General features: G+C 61.3%; 22 protein-coding genes. 1 reads left to right on the forward strand and 21 read right to left on the reverse strand.

From position 1 onward, the window contains the following. Nucleotides 1-185: 185 nt before the first annotated feature. The 6 genes from JSO19_RS04850 to msrB all read right to left on the reverse strand — a co-directional run bounded on the left by JSO19_RS04850 (nucleotide 186) and on the right by msrB (nucleotide 5,073). Complete coding sequence (locus JSO19_RS04850; protein WP_270910122.1) at nucleotides 186-857, reverse strand: hypothetical protein; 672 nt, start codon at nucleotides 855-857, stop codon at nucleotides 186-188. Then, on the reverse strand, nucleotides 854-1,513 hold the full coding sequence (locus tag JSO19_RS04855) for a hypothetical protein (protein WP_270910135.1): 660 nt from the start codon (nucleotides 1,511-1,513) through the stop codon (nucleotides 854-856). The genes JSO19_RS04850 and JSO19_RS04855 overlap by 4 nt, the downstream gene beginning before the upstream one ends. Continuing rightward, on the reverse strand, nucleotides 1,510-2,298 hold the full coding sequence (locus tag JSO19_RS04860; protein WP_270910137.1) for an ABC transporter ATP-binding protein: 789 nt from the start codon (nucleotides 2,296-2,298) through the stop codon (nucleotides 1,510-1,512). The genes JSO19_RS04855 and JSO19_RS04860 overlap by 4 nt, the downstream gene beginning before the upstream one ends. After that, nucleotides 2,291-3,394, reverse strand: coding sequence for a FecCD family ABC transporter permease (locus JSO19_RS04865; protein ID WP_270910138.1), 1,104 nt, complete (start codon nucleotides 3,392-3,394; stop codon nucleotides 2,291-2,293). Before JSO19_RS04865 ends, JSO19_RS04860 begins: the two co-directional genes overlap by 8 nt. After that, on the reverse strand, nucleotides 3,375-4,502 hold the full coding sequence (locus JSO19_RS04870; RefSeq protein WP_270910140.1) for an ABC transporter substrate-binding protein: 1,128 nt from the start codon (nucleotides 4,500-4,502) through the stop codon (nucleotides 3,375-3,377). The genes JSO19_RS04865 and JSO19_RS04870 overlap by 20 nt, the downstream gene beginning before the upstream one ends. Nucleotides 4,503-4,671: 169 nt before the next feature. Further along, nucleotides 4,672-5,073, reverse strand: a complete 402-nt coding sequence (gene msrB, locus JSO19_RS04875; RefSeq protein WP_270910142.1) for a peptide-methionine (R)-S-oxide reductase MsrB — start codon at nucleotides 5,071-5,073, stop codon at nucleotides 4,672-4,674. A gap of 100 nt (nucleotides 5,074-5,173) precedes the next feature. Here msrB and JSO19_RS04880 point away from each other — a divergent pair, with 100 nt between their 5' ends. Next, nucleotides 5,174-5,695, forward strand: a complete 522-nt coding sequence (locus tag JSO19_RS04880; protein WP_270910144.1) for a 2-phosphosulfolactate phosphatase — start codon at nucleotides 5,174-5,176, stop codon at nucleotides 5,693-5,695. 157 nt (nucleotides 5,696-5,852) lie between these two features. On the opposite strand, the gene JSO19_RS04885 is transcribed toward JSO19_RS04880, so the two are convergent. The 15 genes from JSO19_RS04885 to JSO19_RS04955 all read right to left on the reverse strand — a co-directional run bounded on the left by JSO19_RS04885 (nucleotide 5,853) and on the right by JSO19_RS04955 (nucleotide 22,847). Further along, nucleotides 5,853-6,347 (reverse strand): CoA-binding protein, encoded by a 495-nt coding sequence (locus JSO19_RS04885; RefSeq protein WP_217135900.1) that lies wholly within the window; start codon nucleotides 6,345-6,347, stop codon nucleotides 5,853-5,855. After that, nucleotides 6,344-7,678, reverse strand: a complete 1,335-nt coding sequence (locus JSO19_RS04890; RefSeq protein ID WP_270910147.1) for an O-acetylhomoserine aminocarboxypropyltransferase/cysteine synthase family protein — start codon at nucleotides 7,676-7,678, stop codon at nucleotides 6,344-6,346. The genes JSO19_RS04885 and JSO19_RS04890 overlap by 4 nt, the downstream gene beginning before the upstream one ends. Continuing rightward, nucleotides 7,675-9,669 (reverse strand): acetate--CoA ligase, encoded by a 1,995-nt coding sequence (gene acs, locus JSO19_RS04895; protein ID WP_270910148.1) that lies wholly within the window; start codon nucleotides 9,667-9,669, stop codon nucleotides 7,675-7,677. The genes JSO19_RS04890 and acs overlap by 4 nt, the downstream gene beginning before the upstream one ends. Further along, on the reverse strand, nucleotides 9,660-10,481 hold the full coding sequence (locus JSO19_RS04900; protein WP_270910149.1) for an ABC transporter permease: 822 nt from the start codon (nucleotides 10,479-10,481) through the stop codon (nucleotides 9,660-9,662). The genes acs and JSO19_RS04900 overlap by 10 nt, the downstream gene beginning before the upstream one ends. Further along, complete coding sequence (locus JSO19_RS04905) at nucleotides 10,478-11,524, reverse strand: aliphatic sulfonate ABC transporter substrate-binding protein (RefSeq protein ID WP_270910150.1); 1,047 nt, start codon at nucleotides 11,522-11,524, stop codon at nucleotides 10,478-10,480. The genes JSO19_RS04900 and JSO19_RS04905 overlap by 4 nt, the downstream gene beginning before the upstream one ends. A 53-nt stretch (nucleotides 11,525-11,577) precedes the next feature. Next, complete coding sequence (locus JSO19_RS04910) at nucleotides 11,578-12,522, reverse strand: ABC transporter ATP-binding protein (RefSeq protein ID WP_270910151.1); 945 nt, start codon at nucleotides 12,520-12,522, stop codon at nucleotides 11,578-11,580. A 361-nt stretch (nucleotides 12,523-12,883) separates the two neighbouring features. Further along, entirely contained in the window at nucleotides 12,884-13,663 is a 780-nt protein-coding gene (locus JSO19_RS04915) for an amino acid ABC transporter ATP-binding protein (protein WP_270910152.1), read from the reverse strand. A gap of 5 nt (nucleotides 13,664-13,668) precedes the next feature. Next, entirely contained in the window at nucleotides 13,669-14,589 is a 921-nt protein-coding gene (locus JSO19_RS04920) for an amino acid ABC transporter permease (RefSeq protein ID WP_270910153.1), read from the reverse strand. Nucleotides 14,590-14,649: 60 nt separating this feature from the next. After that, entirely contained in the window at nucleotides 14,650-15,612 is a 963-nt protein-coding gene (locus JSO19_RS04925; protein WP_270910155.1) for an ABC transporter substrate-binding protein, read from the reverse strand. A 45-nt stretch (nucleotides 15,613-15,657) separates the two neighbouring features. After that, nucleotides 15,658-16,356: an IclR family transcriptional regulator gene (locus JSO19_RS04930; protein WP_270910156.1), complete on the reverse strand. Its 699-nt coding sequence runs from the start codon at nucleotides 16,354-16,356 to the stop codon at nucleotides 15,658-15,660. Between the two features lie 51 nt (nucleotides 16,357-16,407). Further along, nucleotides 16,408-17,835, reverse strand: a complete 1,428-nt coding sequence (locus JSO19_RS04935; protein ID WP_270910157.1) for a UbiD family decarboxylase — start codon at nucleotides 17,833-17,835, stop codon at nucleotides 16,408-16,410. Next, nucleotides 17,832-19,370 carry a histidine ammonia-lyase gene (gene hutH / locus JSO19_RS04940; protein ID WP_270910159.1) on the reverse strand — a complete coding sequence of 513 codons (1,539 nt, stop codon included), beginning with the start codon at nucleotides 19,368-19,370 and terminating at the stop codon, nucleotides 17,832-17,834. The genes JSO19_RS04935 and hutH overlap by 4 nt, the downstream gene beginning before the upstream one ends. A 26-nt stretch (nucleotides 19,371-19,396) precedes the next feature. Next, a complete protein-coding gene (locus JSO19_RS04945) occupies nucleotides 19,397-19,957 on the reverse strand; it encodes a UbiX family flavin prenyltransferase (RefSeq protein ID WP_270910160.1) in 561 nt (186 codons plus the stop codon). Next, a complete protein-coding gene (locus JSO19_RS04950) occupies nucleotides 19,954-21,480 on the reverse strand; it encodes an aldehyde dehydrogenase family protein (protein WP_270910161.1) in 1,527 nt (508 codons plus the stop codon). The genes JSO19_RS04945 and JSO19_RS04950 overlap by 4 nt, the downstream gene beginning before the upstream one ends. After that, nucleotides 21,477-22,847, reverse strand: a complete 1,371-nt coding sequence (locus JSO19_RS04955) for an NAD(P)/FAD-dependent oxidoreductase (RefSeq protein WP_270910162.1) — start codon at nucleotides 22,845-22,847, stop codon at nucleotides 21,477-21,479. Before JSO19_RS04955 ends, JSO19_RS04950 begins: the two co-directional genes overlap by 4 nt. Nucleotides 22,848-22,853: the final 6 nt, after the last annotated feature.

The raw sequence follows: 22,853 nt of genomic DNA on the forward strand, positions 1-22,853 counted from the left end.
GAACCACATTGTTGAAACCGTCAATGTTTGTTGTACGGTGTGCCCCACAATCAACAAAAGGGCCCGGAGGCCCAAAAACCGGGCTTCACCGGGCCCACAGAAGTCGCTCTTCGGAGACTCATTGGCGGCGGATCTCGCGGCCCGATCCGCACGCAATTTCAAGCGCGCGAACCGAGCCGCGGCACTCACGCGGCGGGCTCTGCGAGCCAGCGCATCATGCGGTACATGAGCTGCGTTGCGCCAGGCATGAAGCCCGAACCGTGGTGGTACGAGGCGTCCATCGTGCTCACGATGAGCTCGCTCGCAAACGTCGCATCGTCGTAGTAGAGCACCGTGTTCGGGTGCCCCGGCAGGGCACGGTAGCCGAGGCCCCACGGGTCGACCTCCTGCGGAGGGTTCGCGACCGGCTCGAGCGAGACGAGGGGCACCGCAGCCTCGGGGTGATCGAGCACGCCGTGGTAGTGCCAGTGCACCGAGCGCTCGCTGAGGTAGCGCCACACCGGGTGATCCTGGTTGCGTGAGCGCCTGCCCACGTCTTCGCCCACGCGCCATGCCCAGAAGTTCGTTCCGCGAACGGTCTCGGTGGTGCCGGGAAGCCACTCGCCCACCCGATTCACGCCGTCGATGTACACGCGGGTGCCGGGGCGGTCGAGAAATTCGAGCACGTGCGGGGTGACCCGTTCAAGCACGCTCTCGTGCAGCCGGGATGACACGTAGAGGGCGTCGACCTCGTCAAGCTGGCCCGCCGTGAGGCCGGGCCCGTAGAGATCAACGAGATCGTTCGCGATCACCGCGGGGTCTTGCAGCGTCGCCTCGTGAAAGAAGGTTGCTCCGTGAAGAAAACCGGTGCGCCTCATCGTTCATCTCCTGTCGTCTGGGGCTCGGGTGCCTCGGCAAGGTACACCCTCGACTGCTCGCCGAGCCTGGTTTCGACCGAGTCGGTCATCGAAAACGCCGTCAGGTCGTTGCCCGCGTGCACGATGACCTCGCCCAGGCCCAGCGGGTAGCTGATGTCGACGGGCAGACGGCCAGGGCCAATGCCAGTGATGATCGTGCTGTGCTCCGGCAGACCGGCGAGATAGCCGCGAGCGTAAAAGCCCGCGACCCCGATGCGCGCGAGGGTCTCAAACGTGTGATCGCCCGGAACTCCGGTTTGGAAGAGCAGCTCGGTGCGGTCGATGTCTCGCCAGATCGGGTGCTCATCACACGCGGTGAGCCAGAGGTCTCGCGGGGTGTGAAACTCCATCTTGCGAAACTCAGGCTCGCCGTCGACGATGCGCAGCACCGGGTGACCGTTCACGAGCATGCGCCCGCCCCCGCGCACCCAATCGCTCAGGAGCGGTCGGTGCGAGGCGAGAAAGCGGCGGTCGCAGCCGCTACTCACGACGAGACCACGCGTCTCATCGAGATCGAGGTCGGGCAGGTCGTACACGTCGCGAAACGAGTGCTCGCTGGTCGTGCCGGGCCGATTCGGCGCAGGCACATGCCCCGTGAGGGTTACCACTCGGGTCATGATTCGTGGCTTCCTTTCGTCAGCAGATCGGGCGCCACGACGGTGCGCGGCCCCGTTTCAAACAACACCTCGGCCGTCTTGACCGGGGTCTGGTAGAGCTCGCTCAGACGTTCGGCCGTGAGCAGCCCCTGGGTCTCGTCAAACCTCACGTCGCGATCCATGAGCAGGGTGCGCTGCGAGACGTGCAGCGCGTGCGTCGGATCGTGCGTCGTGAACAGCACACTCATGCCCTCACTCGCGAGGTCACGCATCACGGTGAGCACGCGGCGCTGGTTGCGCAGATCGAGCGCGCTCGTCGGCTCGTCGAGAATGAGTAGGCCAGGCTCGCACACGAGCGCCCTGGCCATGAGCACGAGCTGGCGCTGGCCACCAGAGAGCGCCCGAAAGGGGCGGTCGCCATACTCGGCGAGGCCCACCCGTTCGAGCGCCGCCCAGGCCGCATCGCGGTCGCTCGCCGAGGGGCTCGACCACGCACGCACCTTGCGCGCACGCCCCATCACGACCATCTCGTGGGCGCTAAACGGGTGCTCGGCAGAGTGCGTTTGCGGCACGTAGCCGATCTCGGTTTGCCGCGAGAGGTTGCCCTCGCGGGGCTCCCGAACGCCCGCGAGGCAGGTGAGCAGGGTCGTCTTGCCGCGGGCGTTGGGGCCCAGCACGGCGACGATCTCGCCGGGATCCACAGCAAATGTCAGGTCGCGAAAAAGCCAGTCGCTGCCCGGATAATGAAAGCCGATGCCGCGCGCCGCGAGTCTCGCTGGTGCGGCCTCCTGCGTCAGATTATGCAAGGGTGCGACCCCCTCGCGTGCGCTGAATGAGTACCGTCACGAACACCGGCGCACCGATGACCGCGGTGAGAATACCGACGGGCACCTCGACCTCTGAGAGGGTGCGCGCGAGGGTGTCCATGCCGAGCACGTACACGCCGCCCAAGAGCGCCGACGCAGGGATGAGAACGCGGTGGTCGGGCCCAATAATGAGCCTCACGAGATGCGGAATCACGAGACCGACCCAGCCGATCACGCCAGCGACCGCGACCGTCGCAGCGGTGAGCAGGGCAACGGCCACGATGAGCAGCCCGCGCAGCCGCCCGGGATTGAGCCCCAAAGCCTGCGCTTCTTCGTCGCCGAGCGAGAGCACGTTGATGCGCCACCTCAGCGCCATGACCAACACGAGCCCCACGAACACGGGCACCGTGAGCAGCAGCAGCTTGCCCCAGCTCGCCGACGCGAACGAGCCCATGAGCCAGAACGTGATCGACGGAAGCGTCGTGTACGGATCGGCGAGGTACGTCACGAGCGACACGAGGGCGTTGAAGAACGCGGCCACGACGATGCCGCCCAGCACGATCGTGAGCACGGGAGAACCGGTGCGGATCTTGCCGAGCGCCATCACGAGCACGGCGGCCAACAGCCCAAACACGAAAGCGCCGCCCATGAGCATCAGGCCTCCGCCACCAATGAGAATGGCGAGCACCCCGCCGAACGAGGCCGCCGACGAGACGCCAATCACGTCAGGCGAGACGAGCGGGTTGCGGAAAAGTGCCTGCAGCACCGCGCCAGAGACTGAGAGCGCCGCACCCACGAGCACCGCGGTGAGCACGCGCGGGGCGCGAATGAGGGTGACGGCGGTGTGCGCCTTGTCATCCCACGTCACCGGAATGCCCGTGAAGCCGAGTTCGTGCAGCGAGATGCCGATCACGTCTGCAGGCGCGACATACAGGCGACCGAGCCCGAGCGAAACCACGACGAGCACGAGCAAAGCAAGCGCGAGCGCGGCGGTGAACCAGCGGTCACGGCGACCGCCGCGCTCGACGGCCCGGGCAGCGTTCACGCCCGAAGCCGTCGAACCTGGTGTGCCGGTGTTAGTTGCTGACGACAGCATAGTGCGCACTCTGCTCATTGATGTCGGTGCGCAGCACCAAATCAATGTCTTCCTGAGTGAGCTCATAGTTGTAGAGGAACGAGATCTGCTGCTTCATTTCAGCGGTCAGGTCGACCTCGAACTCACCCGGGTAGGCGAGCGCCGCAACCCAGTTCCAGAACAGTGGCGACTCCGCGCTCGGCACCTGCCAGCGGTACACGCCAAGCGGTGCACGGTAGACGCGCTTGTTCTTCACCGCCGAAACGTTCGCGAAACGATCATCGGCGTAGACATCTTCGGGCGTCGCCTCATCGAAGGCCGAGAGGAAAATGATCTCGGGGTCCCAGTCGAGAATCTGCTCGGCGCTCGCGACGCCCTCAGAAACCTGTGCGTTCTCGGCGACGTTCGTGAGGCCCGTGAGGTCAAAGACGTACTGCGCGTAGTCTGACCCCGTCGAGACGCCGAGCCCGGTGTCGTTGTACGAGAGGCTCAGCGCGCGCGGCGACTTCGCGCCCAACGACTCAACCTGCTTCGTCACGTCAGCTGCCTCGGTGTGCATCCAATCGATCATCTCGGTAGCACGATCGCTCTTGCCAATGAGATCGCCGAACAACGTGATCCACGTCTCAAGGTCTTCCTGCGTGCCGTACTCGAGGCCGACGAGCGACATGCCAGCATCTTCGATCGGGGCGGTGAAGTCGTCGCCCAAGTAGCCCCACTGCACGACGAGGTCGGGGTCGAGCGTCAGAATCTCTTCCATGTTGGGCACGAAGTCGCGCCCCGAGATGACCGGAGTCGTTACCGACTCAGGGAAAATCTTGCTGATGATGCCGAGCTTGTTGGCGTCGAGCAGCGACTGGTTAATGCCAACGATGCGATCCCACGAGCCATCAACGGCCGCGATAATCGCGGGGGCGGGAATGACAGCCGAGGCGATCGTCTCAGCGGGCGCGTCAAGCGTCACCTCTTTGCCGCGCTGATCGGTCACGGTAATGCTCGTGCCCGATGATGTGTCGCCCTTCTGAGCAGCACCCCCGTCTGTGCTCTGCGCGCAGCCGAGCAGCAAGCTGCCGGCAGCAACGGTGGCCGCCGCGGTCGCGACGGTACGAGCGAGTAACCCACTTCGCATGGTTTGAACTCCTGTTATTCGTTCCACGGCGAGAACCCCTCTCGCCAACGAATTAGGCTAGCCTAACCTTAATTAGATCTGCTTAATTAATGCTGAGGGGTGTGCTCTGAACGAGGAGTACCGGGGGCAGGGCGGGACTCGGGGCCCGCCCTGAAGCGTGCTCTGGCGCTTACTCCTGAACCTCGAAGTTCAGCGAGAGCGAGTTCATGCAGTAGCGGTCGCCAGTGGGCGTTCCGAAGCCATCGGGAAAGACGTGACCCAGGTGGCCGCCACAGCGGGCGCACCGCACCTCGGTGCGCACCATGCCGTGCGAGGTGTCTTCGATGAGCTCGACCGCCTCGGGCCGAACCGACTCATAAAAGCTCGGCCACCCGCAGTTCGAATCGAACTTCGTGCCGCTCACGAACAACTCGTTACCGCACGCCGCACAGGTGTACACACCGGCACGTTCTTCGTCGAGTAGCTCGCCCGTCCAGGCACGCTCGGTTCCCTGCTCTCGCAGCACGGCATACCGCTCTTCACCGAGCTCTTCGCGCCACTCTTCTTCTGACTTTGAAACTTCGTACGACATGCCTCTCAGAGTAGCGGCGAAGCCTGATCACGCTCTCATTTATGACGCCGTGTGACGGGCCGCGAGCCGCCCGCCGCGGGCCCCACCTACACTGGTGCGCATGACCTCTCACCACGCACAAACGACCTATCAGGTACGCCTCGGCTGGGGCCAGCAGGGCCTCGATCAGCTCGCAAGTTCAGGCATCGTCGTCATCGTCGACGCGATCGGCGACCCGGCCCAGCTTGCGGCGAGCGCCAAAGCCCTGGCGCACGAGCCCACGGTGTTCCTTGCCACGCTGCGCAACCCGACCGCGACGGCACGCGCCATCTACGACGAACAGCTTGCCCGCGGCGGCCGCACCTCGATCAACCTCGTGCTCGCGGGCGACGACGGGGCCTTCGCCGTCGATGACTACCTCGCCGCGGGAGCGCTCGCCGATGCGCTCACGGCGCTCGGCATCGACCACTCGGCTCCCGACGTCGCCGTCGCAGCCGAAGGCTTCAGGCCCCTCACCCGCGCGGTAAAGCACCTCGTCTCGGCGAGTGCTTCGGGGCTCGCGCTTGCAGAGGCCGCGGGCACAGCAGCCGTGCGCGAGGCCGCGGCGCTCGATGCCGAGACAGCCGCGACTCGCGCCGTGTGAGTCACGGTTCGCCGTTTGCCGAGTGAGCACGGGTTCACCGAGTGAGCATGGAATCGACGCATTTCGCGTGCTCACTCGGTGAACCCGTGCTCACTCAGTAAAGAATTCGCCATCCTGAGGCGGATCGGCGCAACAGGCACCGGCCCCAGAGACAGCCCTAGCGCGAGATGACCTGCCGCTTCGCCGAGACAACGCCCGTGTTGAAGCCGGCGAGGTGCAAGCCGCCGTGAAAGCGGGCGTGCTCAATCTTGATGCAGCGATCCATCACGACGTTGAGGCCCGCCTGCGAGGCGATCTCAGCGGCCTCGGCATTGCTCGAACCGAGCTGCAACCAGAGCGTTTGCGCCCCCGCTTCGACGGCCTCTCGGGCGACGCCCGGCAGGTCGGCGTCTTTGCGAAACACGTCGACGATGTCGGGCGCCACGGGCAGGTCGGCGAGCGAGGCGTAGGCTTTGCGGCCCATGATCTCGTCGGCCATCGGGTTCACGAAGAACACCTCGTACGGCGAGCTCGAGAGCAGGTAGGTCGCGACGAAGTAGCTCGCCCTCGCGGGGTTATTTGACGCGCCAACGATGGCCACGGTTTTGGCTCGGCGCAAGATCGCGAGGCGTTCACCGGCGCTCGGCTGCGTGTATTCCTTGGCGTCGCTCATCGGGTTGCTCCTGTCGCTCGGGTGAGGGCCTGGTCGAGATCCCACACAATGTCTTCAACGTCTTCGATGCCCACCGAGATGCGAATGAGGTCGGCGGGAACCCCCGCGGCCTCGAGCTGCTCTGGCGTGAGCTGCTGGTGGGTGGTCGAGCCCGGGTGAATCACGAGCGTTCGCGCATCACCGATGTTGGCGAGGTGGCTCGCGAGCTGCAGCGATTCGATGAAGGTTTCGCCCGTCTCGCGTGCGGCCTGGGCACGCTCGCCCTCGGTGACGAACTCGCCCGCCGGTCGCACCCCGAAGGCGAAGACCGAGCCGGGGCCGAGCGGAAAGTACTTCTGTGCCCGCTCGCGGTGCGGGTGCCCCTCGAGCCCCGCCCAGGTTACGAACGAGACCCTGGGGTCGCTCGCGAGCCACTCGGCGACAACCCGCGCGTTCGCGACGTGCGCGTCGATGCGTTGCGGCAGCGTCTCGACGCCCTGCAGCAGGGTGAAGGCCGACTGCGCGCTGAGCGTCGGGCCAATGTCGCGCAACTGCTCGCTGCGCAGCTTCGTGAGAAACCCGTACTCGCCAAAGTTGCCCCACCAGCTGATGCCGCCGTAGGAGTCAACGGGCTCGGTCATCGCCGGGAAGTTGCCGTTGCCCCAGTCGAAGGTGCCCGCCTCAACCACAACCCCACCGAGGGTCGTGCCGTGGCCGCCAATAAACTTCGTGGCCGAGTGAATGACAATGTCGGCGCCGTGCTCGATGGGCCGCACGAGGTAGGGCGTCGCGAGCGTCGCATCGACGACGAGCGGAATGCCCGCGTCGTGCGCCACCCGAGCGAGCCCCTCAAGGTCGGCAACCTCGCCGCCGGGGTTGCCGATGACCTCGACGTACAGCACCTTGGTATTCGCGCGGATCGCGCCCCGAAATGCCTCGGGATCAGAACTCGCGACGAACGTTGTATCGACGCCGAAGCGGCGCAGCGTCACGTCAAGCTGGGTGACCGTGCCGCCGTACAGCTGCGCAGAGGCGACCACGTGATCGCCCTGCCCGACGAGGGCCGCGAAGGTGATGAACTCTGCCGACATGCCGCTCGCGGTCGCCACCGCGCCGATGCCGCCCTCGAGCGAGGCAATGCGCTCTTCGAAGGCCGCGACCGTGGGGTTGCCGATGCGCGAGTAGATGTTCCCGTACTTTTGCAGCGCGAACAGGTTCGCGGCGTCTTTGGCGTCGTCAAAGACGAACGAGGTGGTCTGGTAAATCGGAACCGCGCGGGCGCCCGTGGTCGCGTCGGGCGTTCCGCCCGCGTGCAGGGCCCGGGTGCGAAACCCGAACTGGTGCTCACTCATATGTTCTCCTTCGTGCGGGCCACGCGCACAGCTTCGCGCACGCTTTCGACGGCCCATGGGTTTTGTAGGCTCGTGGTGTCACCGAGATCGTCGCCCTGCCAAATCTGGGCGAGCAACCGGCGCAAGATCTTGCCAGAGCGTGTTTTCGGAAGCTCGGCCACCCGCACAATGTGCTTGGGTTTGGCGATGGGGCCGATGTCTCTGCGTACCAGCTCGCGAAGCTCGTCGTGCGAGGCCTCGCCCGCGGCACCGTCGACCACGAATGCCGCAATCGCCTGCCCCGTGATCTCGTCGAAGACTCCGGTAACGCCGGCCTCTCCGACGGCGGGGTGCGTCACGAGCGACGATTCAATCTCGATGGTCGAGAGGCGGTGACCCGAAACGTTCACGACGTCGTCGAGGCGCCCAAGAATCCACACGTAGCCGTCGGCGTCGACGGTCGCCCCGTCGCCGGCGACGTAGAAGCCGCCGTGCTCGCCGTGACCCGCGTAGGCCGCCCAGTACGAGTCGCGATAGCGCTCGGGGTTGCCCCACACCGTGCGGGCCATGCCGGGCCAAGGCCTCCGTGCGACGAGGGTTCCCGAGCGGCCCGGCGCCACCGGTTCGCCGTGCTCATCGACGACGGCCATGTCGATTCCCGGCAGCGACACTGTCGCTGATCCGGGTTTCAACGCGGTGACCCCGGGCAACGGAACGAGCATCGCGGCTCCGGTCTCTGACTGCCACCAGGTGTCGACGACCGGAACCTCGTCGCGGCCAAAATGACGCCTGAACCACACCCAGGCCTCGGGGTTAATCGCCTCGCCGACCGTGCCTAGCAGCCTGAGCGTCGACAGGTCGTGGCCACCGGGCAGCTCGTCACCAAACCAGGTCATGAACGAGCGAATGAGCGTGGGCGCCGTGTAGTAGACCGTGACGCCGTAGCGCTCGATGATCTCGAGGTGCCGCTCGCGGTTCGGGCTATCGGGCGTTCCCTCGTAGATGACCTGCGTGAGGCCGTTCGAGAGCGGCCCGTAGATCTCGTAGGTGTGCGCTGTGACCCACGCGAGGTCTGCGGTGCACCAGTGCACGTCGTCGGGCTTCGCGTCAAAGTGAGCCCAGTGCGCCCAGCTCGCGTGCGTGAGGTAACCACCCGAGGTGTGCACGAGCCCCTTGGGCTTGCCCGTCGTTCCCGAGGTGTAGATGATGAAGAGCGGGTGCTCGGCGTCGAACGCCTGCGCCTCGTGGGTTTCGGGCTGACCGTCAATGACGTCGTGCCACCAGACGTCACGCCCCGGAGTCATCTCGACGTCCTGCCCCGTGCGCCGCACGACGAGCACGTGTTCGACGTGATCGAGGCCTCTGACCGCCTCATCGGCAGCGCTCTTGATCTCGACGACCGCTCCACGACGGTTTTGCCCGTCGGTCGTGACGAGCAGCTTCGCCCCCGTGTCTTCAAGCCTGAAGCGCACGGCCTCGGCCGAGAAGCCACCGAACACGAGCGAGTGCACCGCCCCGATGCGCGCGCAGGCGAGCGCGATCACGATCGTCTCGACGAGTACCGGCAGGTAGACCACGACTCGGTCACCCGCCTCGATGCCGAGCGCGGTGAGTCCGTTCGCGGCCTGGCTCACGCGCCGCTGCAGCTCGGCGTAGGTGACCGCCTCACGGTCGCCGGGCTCCCCCTCGAACAAGAGCGCGACCTTCTCGCCGCGCCCCGCGTCAACGTGGCGGTCAACGCAGTTCACCGCGACGTTCAACGTGCCGCCCTCAAACCACGTCGCTTTCGGAACGCTCAACCCCTCGGGGCCGAGCGCCGGCGGGTTCCAGGTGTGGGCAGTGTGCCACGGAGTGATCCACGTCAATCGCCTCGCCGCCGCCTCCCAGAACGCGACCGGGTCGGCATTGGCTTCGGCATAGATCGACGCGTCGACGTTCGCCTGCGCGGCGAAGGCCGGCGCGGGCGGGTACACCCGCTCTTCGCTGAGCCTCAGCTCATCGGTCACAGCCATCGTTTAAGCACCGCCTTTTCAAAGAACACGAGTATTGCGTTGGTGAGGGTTCCGAGCAACGCGAGCAGCACGATCGCGAGCAGAATGCGATCGACGCGGCCGGTTTGCTGCGAATCATCGAGCATCCACCCGAGGCCCATCGAGGCGCCGAGCAGCTCGGCAGCGACGAGAAACAGCCAGGCCTGCGCGAGCGCGAGTCGCAAGCCCGACACGACCGCGGGCACGACGGCAGGCAGTTGTACCGTGCGAAAGAGCGACCAGCCCCTCAGGCCGAACGTGCGGCCAACCTCAACGAGCTGCGGGTTCACCTGTTGCAGGGCGTCGGCGACCGTCGTGAAGACCGGAAAAAACGCGCCGATCGCGATGAGGGTGATTTTCGACTGCTCGCCAATGCCGAGCCACAGAATGAGCAGCGGAACCCACGCAAGCGACGGCACCGCGCGGATCGCCACGAGAATCGGTGCGAGAAGCGCACTGCCGGCCCGCGAGAGCCCCACGACCGCCGCCGCGACGAGCGCGATCAGCGCGCCGATCGCAAAGCCGATGAAGACACGCTGCACCGAGATCGCGACGTGCAGCCATAGTTCGCCCTTCTCGGCGAGCTCAACCCCCGCCTCAACGACCGCCCACGGGCCAGGCAGACGGTAATCGGGCACCAGACCCGACGCCGTCACCCACTGCCACACCGCGAGCAGCGCGAGCGGCACCACGAAGCCCGCGGCCACCCGCACCGAGGCGCGTGACCAGAGGGGCTCGCGTGGTTTTACCGCTGGCGCCGCTTCGAGCTGCCCGACCGCTTGCGCGTTGCTCACTTGCTCGCCTTGAGCGCGAAGGCGTCGTGCACGATCGTCGAGATGGCCTTGGCCAGTGCTTCTTCGCCGCCCTTCACGTCACCGGAGTCGGCAATGATCGGCGCAATTGCCTCAAGCACCGCAACCTGCGCTTCGCCCGGAACGCCAGAGACGTCGAGGTTCGAGCGCTCATTCACGACGGTTTTCGCGACCTCAAGGTCGATCGACGCCGCATCGGCCAAGAGCTCGGCCACCGCATCGGGGTTCTCGAGCGCCCACGCGCGTGCCTCTTCGTAGGCGTCAACGACCACCTGCGCCACATCGCCGTGATCGGTGATGAACTGCTCGGTCGCGTTCAAGAAACCATACGTGTTGAAGTCGACGTTGCGGTACAGCAGGGTGTCGCCCGACTCGACCTCGGCGGCCGCCATGATCGGGTCGAGGCCGCTCCAGGCCGCGACTGATCCGCTATCGAGCAACGCCCGGCCATCGGCGTGCTGCACGTTCTGCACCTCGACGTCGTCAAGGCTCAGCCCCGCCTCGCCGAGCGCCTGCAGCAGGAAGAAGTACGGGTCGGTGGCCTTCGTCGCGGCGACCTGCTTGCCCTTGAGGTCTTTCACCTCGGTAATGTCGCTGTCGCCGGCGACCACGAGCGCCGACCACTCGGGCTGCGAGAAGATGTCGATCACCTGAATCGGGCTGCCGTTCGCGCGAGCGAGCAGCGCGGCCGAGCCAGCGGTCGATCCCACGTCAATCGCGCCAGAACGCAGCAGCTCGTTCGCCTTGTTGCTGCCCGCCGACTGCACCCACTCGACCGCGACGTCATCGCCGAGCGCCTCTTCGATGAGCCCCTGGTCTTTCACCACGAGGCTCAGCGGATTGTAGGTGGCCCAGTCGATCGACAGCGTGCTCGTCGACCAGTCGCTGCCCTCGGCGGGAGCCTTGTCAGCGGTGTTCTCGCCCTGCACACAGCCCGAGAGCGCGAGTGCGGTGAGGCCTGCGGCGAGCGCCGCGCCGGCCTTCGCGAGGGCCGAGGTTTTGGTTCGAATGGTCGAGCTGGTCATGATTCTCCTGGTGATGTTCGAGTGGTGTGTTGCGGCGTGATGGTGGGGCCGCTTTAGCCCGCGTGCACGCCAAGTCCGTTGAGAAGCCCTGCGCGCAGGTCAGTGAAGCTGCGAGCGCCGCGGTCTCTCGGCCGTTCGCCGGCGACCGTCACGTAGCGCGCAATCGACGCGCTCGTGCGTTCGGGGCCGCCCTCAGCGCCACCGATGAACTCGGCCGCCCGCGCGGGGCCAAGCGCCCCGATGCCCGAGCTCGAACCGAGCGCGACAACCCGCGGCTGCGGGGCCTTCGCTTGTTCCCGCGAACGCTCGTCGAGCAGGTTGCGCAAGAGCAGCACGTGGTCGGCGAGGTAAATTGCTTCTTCGACGTCGTGCGTCACGAGCACAATGGTCGTTGGCTGCGCACGGTGAATGTCGAGCAGTAGGTCGTGCATCTTGAGCCGCGTGAGTGCGTCGAGCGCGCCAAACGGTTCGTCGAGCAGCAGCACCCGCGGGTTTCGGGCGAGCGCCCTCGCAAGCGAAACGCGCTGCGCCATGCCGCCCGAGATCTCGCTCGGCCGCTGCTTGGCGGCGTGCGCCAAGCCAACGAGGTCGAGCAGTTCTGCGACGCGCTTCGTCGCCTCGCGGCCGCGCACTCCCCGCGGAAGCCCCAGCGCAACATTGTGCTCAATCGTGCGCCATGGCAGCAGTCGCGGTTCCTGAAACGCGATCGCGGTCGTCTCGTCGTGTGCCCTGATCGCTTCGCCATCGATGCGGATCGCTCCCGCCGTCGGCACATCAAGTCCGCCGATGAGCCGCAAGAGCGTCGATTTGCCGCATCCCGAGGGCCCGACGATCGCGATGATCTCGCCCGCCTCAACGTCGAGCGTCACGTCGCTCAGCACCGTGCGGGCGCCGTGCTTGCCTACGAAGGTACGCTCAACGTCGGTGATCTGCACGCGCCCGGCGGCGCTTACTGGCGCCCCGTTCGGGCTCGCTGTGGTGGGGGCTTCTTGCAACATACGTATTAAGATGCCCGACCCTGGGCGGGCCGTCGAATGCAGGTGTCACACGGTGTCACCTGACGTAACACGGCGAAACATTTCGCGGTGTGACGCGAGTGGCGCGCGAGTTTAGCGGGGTTCGCGTTCGGGGCTACGCTGCTACACCCGGCCTCGCGCACACTGGGCCGATGGCAGCCTGCGTCTGGGCTTCTCCTGCGCCCCGAGGCTCGCCGAGTGAGTATGCGTTCGCCGACAGAGCATCGAATACACGCGTTTTTCATGCTTAGTCGGCAAAACGATACTCAGTCGGCGAAACGGTTTTCATTTAGCACCGTATTGTGGGTCCCAGAAGCCCTTACAACCTCGTCATAACACTGCTTTAAGAGCTGAGATGTGAGAGGAACTGTTTCAGATGTGGCGACTGCGGTTCTGCGATCATTCTCGTTGCTTCTCCGAGTTCTTCGATCACCCCGTCACGCATGAAAGCGATTCGATCTGCAACGTGTTGCGCAAAGTGCATCTCGTGCGTCACCACAATCATTGTCATGCCCTCCTCAGCAATCTCACGCATAACATGCAGTACTTCACCGACAAGCTCAGGGTCAAGAGCAGAGGTTGGTTCATCGAACAGCATGAGTTTTGGCTCCATAGCAAGGGCACGCGCAATGGCCACCCTTTGCTGCTGACCACCTGAGAGCTGCGAAGGATAGTGATTTGCCCGGTTTGAAAGACCCACCCGTTCGAGATACTGCAGCGCTTTTTTCTTGGCGTCAGAGCCCGAAATGCGCAGTACTTTCTTCAGGCCAATCGTGACGTTTTCAACGACTTTGAGGTGCGGGAACAGGTTGAAGTGTTGAAACACCATTCCAATGTGCCGCCTAGACGCTGCAAGCTCTTTGTCAGTCGCTTCGTACAAGCGCCCTCTGTCCTCGGTCGCGCCTACCAAACGCCCGTCGACAGAGACATATCCTTTATCGAGTGGCTGCAAGGCGTTAATCGTGCGCAGCAACGTCGACTTGCCAGAGCCTGAGGCGCCAATAAGGCACAGCACCTCGCCCTCGTGAACATCGAGGTTCACGCCGCGAAGAACGTGGTTTTCACCAAAACTGACATGAATGTTGTTCATCTCAACAAGTGGGGTTTGCCAATCGATAGTCATACCGTTCACTCCTCAGAAACTGACAGTTGTGCCGCGCCAGCGACGCTTCGGGACATACGTTTTTCAAGGATTCTCTGGCCAAGAGAGGCAACAAACACCAGAATCAAGTACCAGGCAGAGACAACCAAAAGCAGCGGCACCACTTGAAAGTTCTGGCCGTAAATGCGTTGAGCCATAGTGAGCAGATCGCCGCCGCCGATCACCGCGACAAGGGAGCTTGCTTTCAAGAGCAAGATGAAGAGGTTACCGGTGGCAGGGATGATCACTCGAATTGCCTGCGGCATCACAATGTGGATCATCGCCTGCTGCCTTCTCATTCCAAGCGCTTGCGCCGCCTCAGCCTGGCCGGGAGAGACCGCGAGTAAACCGCCTCGAATAATCTCGGCCATAAATGCTGATTCGTGAAGGCCAAGACCAATGATTGAGGCGGTAAAACCGGTGATGAAAGTATTGGTGTCAATTGAGAGTCCGAACACCGGGGGAAACCCGAGAACAATATTCGGCGCAAAAAGCGCCAGGTTGTAGGTGAAGAGTAACAGCACGAGGAGCGGCAGGCCGCGAAAGAACCCGACGTAGCCCTTCGCGAAGAGCTGCAGTACAGGGTTCTCTGATCGCATCATCATGGCGACCATAAACCCGATAATGATAGCGACCGTCACACCGATCAGCGAGAGCTGGATCGTCTTCCAGAGCCCCTGCATAATCATCGGAGAGAAAAAGAACTCCCCGAAAACATCCCACTGGACCCTCGGGTTTGATGCAAATGCCCAGGCAGCCCAACCGACCAGACCCACAATTGCGGCGCCCACAATCCAGTGATCCGGCCGTTGGCGTTTGGTCGGTGCTTGCGCAGCATCGATGCCTGCCCAGTTAATCTGCCGAGTCACAGGGGTACGACGAGTTTCTACAGACTTTCCGTTGTCCATTGTCTTCCCTTTCTCAAAGTTGCGAGGGAGGGGCCGTCTGCTGCGACCCCTCCCATGCCGTTATTCGAGCCCGCAGGCTCCACAGAGCTCTGGATCTTCAAGCGGTCGAGTCTCACCAAGATTGATTCCCGGTTCGAGCAGGGCAAGCTCTTCAAGGTTCCATTTCTTCAGCGCCTCCTGGTATGTCCCATCGGCGATAGCAGCTTCAAGGGCGCCTGTGAGGGCTTTGGCAAGGTCGGTTTCGTCTTTGCCTACGACAATCCCGTGATAGTCAGACGGAATGAGCGGGCTCGCGAAGCTTTCCACTTCTCTTCCCTGCGACTCCTGCCACCGTGCAGTCGCCAGGCTGGTAAAGGTTGCATTAATCTGGCCTGCTTCAAGAGCCGTTGACACATCTGCTGCAGAAGGAAACTCGGTCACGGCAAGCGGGGGCAAACCATTTGCTTCGCAGTTTTGTGAGAATACCTCTGCGTTCTGCACAAAGTTCGTGGCAGTCTGCACCCCTGCTTTCACACCGCACATACTTAGCGGGTTCTCAGTAACTCCCGCCGGGTTAGCTTTCATGACCATCAGGCCGTTTGCCCCGTAAGCGTTATCGACGAAGGTCACAACCTTTCGCCGTTCTTCGTTGTCAGAAATACACTCCATGGCACCTTGAAACCTGCCGCTTTGCACGCCAGGAATCAAACCGTCAAATTGCAGGGCCTCCTGCCGAATTTCGACCCCAAGGTGCGGCTCCATGACCTTGAGAATGTCATGATTGTAGCCAGCAATATCACCCGTCGAGTTATCGACGAAGTCACACGGCGGGTAGCCAGGATCAGTTCCTATGATGAGGACCCCCGACTTCTGCACCTCTTCCGGGAGAAGCTGAAATAGCTCGTTATCGCCCTGGTCGGTCTTCGGAGATTGCGCACCGTTGCCTCCCGTCGATCCGCATCCGGTCACAGCGAGCGCTACGGCGGCCGCGGCACCGACGATACTGAGCCAGCTCCGTGCTTTACGTGATGATCTTTCAAACATGATGGTTCCTTTTCTTGTCGCGTTCCTCGTCATTGAGGTGAGCGACTAGATGAGTTGTTTACTGAGTTCTACGACGTGCTTACGAATGAACACGCCATAGGTTTGTAGGTCTTGTTCAGAAAGCCGAAACGATGGGCCGATCACGCTAATCGCGGCCACAATTTCTCCAGACGAATTCATGATGGGGGCTGCAACAGCCGCGGCATCGGGCTCGACTCTGGTCGCTCGAGAACACGCAAAGCCCCGCGGCCCCACGTCGTTCTCGAGCGCGGCACCGATCGCGGTGCCCGTAGTATCGATCGTTTTACCAGCCCAGCTCGCGTGCCGAATAGCGCGCGAGCTTTCAACCTGCCGCAAGTAAACGGCTTCCCGCTTACCCGAAATAACCGCCAGGTAGGCTGTCTCGCCGGTGTACTCAGAAATTGCTTTCAGATGCTTCTCGGCCAACTCATACAGCGAGTACCGGCTCAGCGTTTGAGCCCCGAGTTGCACGAGTACGCGGCCGGGCCGGTAGGTTGCAGAGTCACCACGAAAAAGAAATTCAGCGCGTTCAAGCGTTTTCAGATGCCGCGCAACCGTCGTAACCGGAAGCATGCTGCTGCGCGCTACATCACTGAGAGTGAGCCCCTCATCAGATTCCGCGACTATGCGCAAAATATCGAGCGCCTTATCAACACTGTTTCTCGTTTTCTGTTCGTCGTCGAGCGTGGTCATGCCCGACAGCGAATCCTTGATCTGCTCCATTGCAACCCCAATACACCGTTGTATGTTTGTCGTTGTTCGTGTGAAAGTGTTCTACTCCATAAAGTCTTCCCTGAACCCTTTCCGTTCAATGATCTTCGCAGTGTCTTCGGGGGAAAGGTACGCTTCAAACTGAAGATTTTCGAACCCAGGATGGGGCAGGTCAGCCTGCTCAGGAAACCCAGCGAGTGGTCTCGTGGCATCGATCCCTACCTTTGCAGTGAGCGTGTCTGAGCCGATGGGCGTGAAGAACTGTTTTGCGCTCGGGTCCATGCGGATGCCCTTCATGCTTTCTAACCTGACGGTGTCAACGTCGGCTTGTACCCGAACATCAGCAGCCCAGAGCACCCTTCCTGTATCGAGCACATCAATATCGTCATCGACAACGATCACGTTTTTTAAGAAGTGATCGGTTGCGAAGGCGGCAAGAATAGCTTGTTTTCCGTCGCCTTCTTTGCGTTTTTTCACCGAAATATAGGCGCTAAACGAACCACCATGAAACGGGATTCGAGCAGCAACAGCGCCAGGAACCGATCGGCGCACTCCCTCGAGCAGACGCGCCTCACGGCCAGGGTAGAGCCAAAGACACAGGTGCTCAGCGTGAGTAGGGTGAAGGTCAAGAAAGATCGGGTTGCGGCGGTGCGTTACCGCGGTAATCGTACATACCGGAGCTTTTGCTTCACCGTAGTGATACGAGAACTCTCCGAATGGCCCCTCACTCAACATGTCGTGCGGGTCGACGACACCTTCGAGTATCATCTCTGCTTCAGCCGGCACCGGTAGATCTACCGAAACTGCCGGTGTCACCCGTAACGATTCGTTCAGTAGCCCTCCAACGATCTCGTGACTATCGACGGCGACAGTATTTTTCACCTGTGAACCCACCAGGTATGCCGGGTGATGCCCGATGATAACCGCAATGGGAACCTTCTCTTGGCGTTCTCGTGCCGCCGCAAAAATTCGGCCGAGGTCATGGTCAGGAGCAGCGTTTACCGTGATCGTATGAGAGCCCGTCACCATCATGCGGTACATGCCGGTATTGAGTTTTCCGGTTCTCGGATCACGAGCGAGCACTACCCCAGCCGTAATGTACTCACCAGCGTCTGACTTAGAATGCTGCGCAAAGGGCATAGCTTTGAGGTCAATTTCGGCCTCTTGCAACACCACTTCTTGGCTTGCAGCATTCGATACGGTTATGGGCTCAGGGAGTTGCTCGAATGGCAGCTGGATAGCCCTTTCGACAAGCTCGCCTTTGTCAATACCGAGCGAGCGGGCGAGCCGCGCGCGGGTACCAAACGTTCCCATCACCACAGGCCACGGGCTGCCAGCAACCGATTCGAACTGCACCGCTGGCGCCCCATAAGGTTCGAGGGCCTTAACAACAGACAGGATCTCCGGCCCCTTGGTTACTGGCCGACGCACCCTCAAGAGTTCGCCGCTCTCTTCGAGCGCCGAAAGGTATTCCTGAAGATTCGGGTTCATGATGCATTGCCTACGAGTGGTACCGCTCCATGAGGAAGGTACGATCCGCTCAAAATATCGGCCGCCACAGCCTCCATATCGTTCGCAAGGGCCCGATCTTGATCGAGGTACTGTGAACGGGCACGAACAAGCTCAAACACCGGCTTTAACGCTGGGGCGCTCGGGCCACCATCACGCATTTCTGACCCCTGGGCTGCTGCCAAAAGCTCGATTGCTACAACGTAGGCCGCGTTTTGGGCCATCGGCTGCAGTCGAACACCGCCGTGCGTCGCCATACTGACGTGATCTTCTTGCCCAGCTGAGGTCGGAATGCTGTCAACGCTGGTGGGAAAGGCCTTGGTCTTATTTTCAGCGACGAGCGCTGCTGAGGTGACCTGCGCCATCAGAAACCCTGAGTTCAGTCCGGCGCCTTCAACCAAGAACGGCGGTAGCCCAGACATCGAGGTATCAACGATCATTGCCGTGCGCCGCTCAGTGATCGAACCGATTTCGCACAGCGCCATCGCGATCATATCTGAGGCAAAGGCAACCGGCTCACCGTGAAAGTTGCCTCCAGAAAGCACGACTTCGTCGTCTGGAAAGACGAGAGGATTATCTGAAACTGCGTTGGCCTCACGCTCCAAAACTCGCGCTGCTTGTTCTAGCAGGTCGAGCGAAGCGCCAAAAACCTGGGGCATGCAACGCAAGCTGTACGGATCTTGTAGCCTGCGGCCTTCGAATTCGTGAGCAAGAATCTCGCTTTCAGCGACGAGGTTTCGAAGCGAAGCTGCAACGGTTATCTGGCCAATCTGACCACGAATCGCTTGGATGCGAGCGTCAAGTGCTTCCTGCCGCCCCGCTGTTGCTTCGAGGGTCAGCGCCCCCGCTGTAATCGCGGCGTTCAACACCTTTTCTGCGGCAAAAAGCCCTTGAAGCGCAAGCGCTGTCGAAGCTTGAACACCGTTGATGAGGGCAACACCCTCTTTCGGGCCCAGCTCAGCCGGATCAAGGCCAACACTGCGCAGACCCTCAACGGCGTTATAGATTTTGCGCCCAATACGCACCTGCCCGTGCCCTGTCATGACGCCTGCCATGTGCGAGAGAGGTGCCAGGTCGCCAGAGGCCCCGACAGAACCCTGACTTGGAATCACCGGAAGCACATCGTGGTTGATCATGTCGAGCAGCAGTTGGACAACTTCAAGTCTTAGACCCGAATGTCCCTGGCACAATGACAGCAGCTTTACCACCATCATTCCCCGCACCGTTGCCTCGCCAAACGATGGGCCGACACCTACCATATGAGACTCGACAACTCTGCGCTGGAGTTCGAGTAGCTCGTCTTTGCTAATACGCCGATCAGCGAGTTTGCCAAACCCTGTGTTGACACCGTAGATCACGTCGCCGCGAGCAACCAGATCGGTGATGACCTTGTGAGCTCGTTCAATACGTTCTCTGGTTTCGTTCGAGAGTTCAACCGTGACCGGGCCTTCAAAAGGCAAGCGCAAGTCATCGAGTGTTGCTTTTGCCGTGCTAATAAGAATGTGTTGAAACATCATTGTCCTTTCTGAAGTGTGAAGATCATTTATTCGGTCCACCGTGTCACCAGGGTTGTCTCGATACCGAACTGGTCGAGCATTCTGCCCACCCCTTCGTCGATGACCTCGTCGATGCTGGTCGGCCTGTTATAGAACGCTGGCACCGGGAGGCACACCGTTGCGCCTGCGAGTGTCACGGTCTCCATATTTCTGATGTGAATCAGGTTGAGCGGTGACTCGCGCAGCAGGAGCACAAGCGGCCTCCGTTCTTTCAACGTCACATCGGCGGCCCTCGCGAGGAGTGTTGTTCCCCCACCGTTCGCGATGTCTGCGATTGATCGCGCCGAGCACGGGGCCACGACCATTCCCCGGGTCTGAAACGACCCTGATGCGATACTCGCAGCCATGTCTCTCGGGGAGTGGACGTAACTCGCGAGGTTTTTCACCTCTTTCGCGGTCATATCAAGCTCATATGAAAGCGTCAGCTCGGCCATTTTGGAAATCACGAGGTGCGACTCAATCTCAAGCTCACGAAGGACCTCAAGCAGCCTCACCCCGTACTGAACGCCGCTCGCACCACTGATACCAACAACAATGCGGTTCGTCATGACGCACGCACCTTGATATTCACCGATTTCAGTTCAACGAAGCTCGCGAGTTCGTCAGCCGACTCTTCTCGGCCGACACCGCTCTTGCCCATACCGCCGAACGGTGAGCCAGGATAGTGCCGATTAGCATCGTTCACCCAGATATATCCGGCCTGTATCGATTCAGAGACTCGCAGCGCCCGATCAAGATCATGGGTCCATACAGCCGCTGAAAGACCATACTCCGTCTCGTTGGCAAGCCGCACAGCCTCGGCCTCATCTGCAAACGGCATCACAATGGCAACGGGTCCAAACACCTCTTGAGAGAACAAACTCATCTGCTCGGTCACACCGGTTAGCAAAGTGGGTTTGAGGTAGTAGCCCCCGGCATGTTGTTCTTGCGAGCCCTCTCCCGTCGCTTTATCTTCGGAACCTGACCCACCGGCCACCAGCGTTGCACCCTCGTGAACGGCCTGGTCAATCATGCCGCGCACCGTTCGAAGGTGCTCGAGTGAGACGACTGGCCCCATTTCAGTGTTCTCTTCATACGCCGGCCCGACACGAAGCCCCTCCATTTTGCGGCTTAGCGCAGTGACGACCTCAGCGAAGATCGTTTGTTGAACGAGAATTTTGGCGGTCGACTGGCAGCTTTGGCCTGCGCTCACCGTGAAGCTCAGCCCGGCAAAGGCTGCCTCAGTTGCCTCAGCGACATCGCAATCATCAAACATCACAAACGGGTTCTTGCCACCGAGTTCCGCGCTAAAGTGCTTCACAGTGCCGCTCGTCGAAAGCCGTTCTTGAATCGCAAGCGCGGTTCTATCACTGCCGGTAAAAGCGATACGCTTCACTTCAGGATGGGTCACCAATGCATCTCCTGCTTCAGCGCCTCCACCAAGAATATTGACCAGCCCATCAGGCAGCGTTCCTTTCAACACTGCACCGAGCGCGAGTGTCGAAAGCGGCGTCTGTGCAGAGGTTTTAATCACGAGCCCATTACCCGCCATGAGCGGAAAAATGGCCCCTGCAAGAGCGAAAAGCAACGGGTGATTGTACGCAATAATTTTTCCCACAACACCATATGGCTCTGCTGAGATGAGCGAAAAACCGTCACGGTGAGGCTTCGTAAAACGTCCGTGTTGTGCAGCAGCAGTGCCTGGCCACTCAGCGAGGTATTTCAAGGCGAGCCCGACATCCCGACGAGTTGAAGCAAGCGGGTTACCGCTATCAACAGATTCAAGAAAAGCAAAATCTTCAGCTAGCGCCGAGAATTTCTCGCGTACTTGCGAAAACACGAGTGCTCGTTCCGAAGGAGTACGGGCCCGCCACTCGCGCTGAGCAACCAGAGCCGCATCAACCGCAACGCCGATCTCTTCTCGGTTGCTCTCAGGAGCCGAGGTGAATTCAAGACCCGTCGAAGGATTAAACACCGGTTTATTCTCAACGGGTTCAACCCAGCCGCCGTTCACGAAGTTCTTTGGCACCCCGTCAGCCCAAAAAGTACGCAGCACCAGATCAATATCTGTCTGCCTCTGTTGTTCGCTCATCCGCGCATACCTCCATCGTTCACCGTGCGTAAGCGTGAGAAAACTGAAGTCTGAATACTCTGGCCAGCTTCTTTAAGATGCACCTCGAGTGGGTGCTCGTCGGTGTTCACCCCGTTCATCTGAGCAACGACCAGGTCAACCAGAAAATCACCAGCGACCGGAGCCGTTTTAAATTGGTTTCCGCTCGTACCGATCGCTATGAAGACACCTGGCTGATCAGTCTTATCAAAAATCGGTAGCCAGTCATCAGTGACGTCATAGAGACCGGCAACGCCCTTAGGAATCGCTGTAAGCGCAAGCGAAGGAATGCGTCTTGCAGCTCGCCCGGCCTGGCGATACCAACCATCGCGAGTTGCATCGCTCCGATATTTATTTGAGTCAGAAATGAGCTCTTCACCGTCAACCGGGTCTCCCGATGAACCGACCATGAACCCATCTTTGCCCTCTGGCCGAAAGTTAATACCAAGGTCACCGTCAACAATATGGGCCGGGTTTTTGATTTCTTCAGAGGCCGTTACATGGTGTAGCTCTTGGCGAATAATGCGCTGCCCAACAGTAAAGTCATTACCCACGCCCAGAAGCCGGTTAACTTCTATCGAGGCGGGTCCAGCCGCATTAACGACGTTCGCCGACTCGAGCACATTGCCATCCTGTAAGGTCAACTGCCAGTTTCCACCTGCACCGCGAGAAGCGCCCACAACGCGTTGCCCCATAACAAAGTGTGCGCCAAGCCTGCGAGCTTTTTGCGCAAGATTCTGTGCTGCGAGAGCGGGGTCAGCAACGTACCCTGAGCTCGCGGTATGCAACGCCCGTTCGATCAGGCCGTCGGGTTCTTTCCAAAACTCTTCGGAGTCGGGGTGAGCCGGCGGCCCGAACTTCTCAAGGTCTGCCCATGGCAGTTCTTCTTGCAACGTATCGTGGCCAAGGAACGAAAAGCCAATGCCATTTGCTTCGAGCACCGCAGCATACTTATCGAGGGTCTCGTTGTGGTCTTCAAGAATGAACGTGCCACATTGGACAAACTCAGCAGCAGCTTCACTCGCAGGAACCCCAACAAAATCGCGCCAGTTCTTCCACGCAAATACTGACTCATGCGACATAAGACTGCTTGCAAAGTCACCGGCATGAACACGAACGATTCCAGCCGAAGCGCTCGTCGACCCAAACCCCGGCGTGGGGTTCGCGTCGATGACGGCAACGCTCAAGCCACGTTGAGCCGCGGCCACCGCGATTGACGTGCCGACGATTCCGGCCCCGATAATCGCGAGGTCAACACTATGACCTCTGAGATGAGCAGTTTGCATTTCCCCTCCATCGCCTTTGACTGAATACAGGAAAATTAACAAACTCTTCCCACCATTTGGCAATAGTTT

The organism is Leucobacter sp. UCMA 4100, assembly GCF_027853335.1.
Lineage (GTDB): Bacteria > Actinomycetota > Actinomycetes > Actinomycetales > Microbacteriaceae > Leucobacter_A.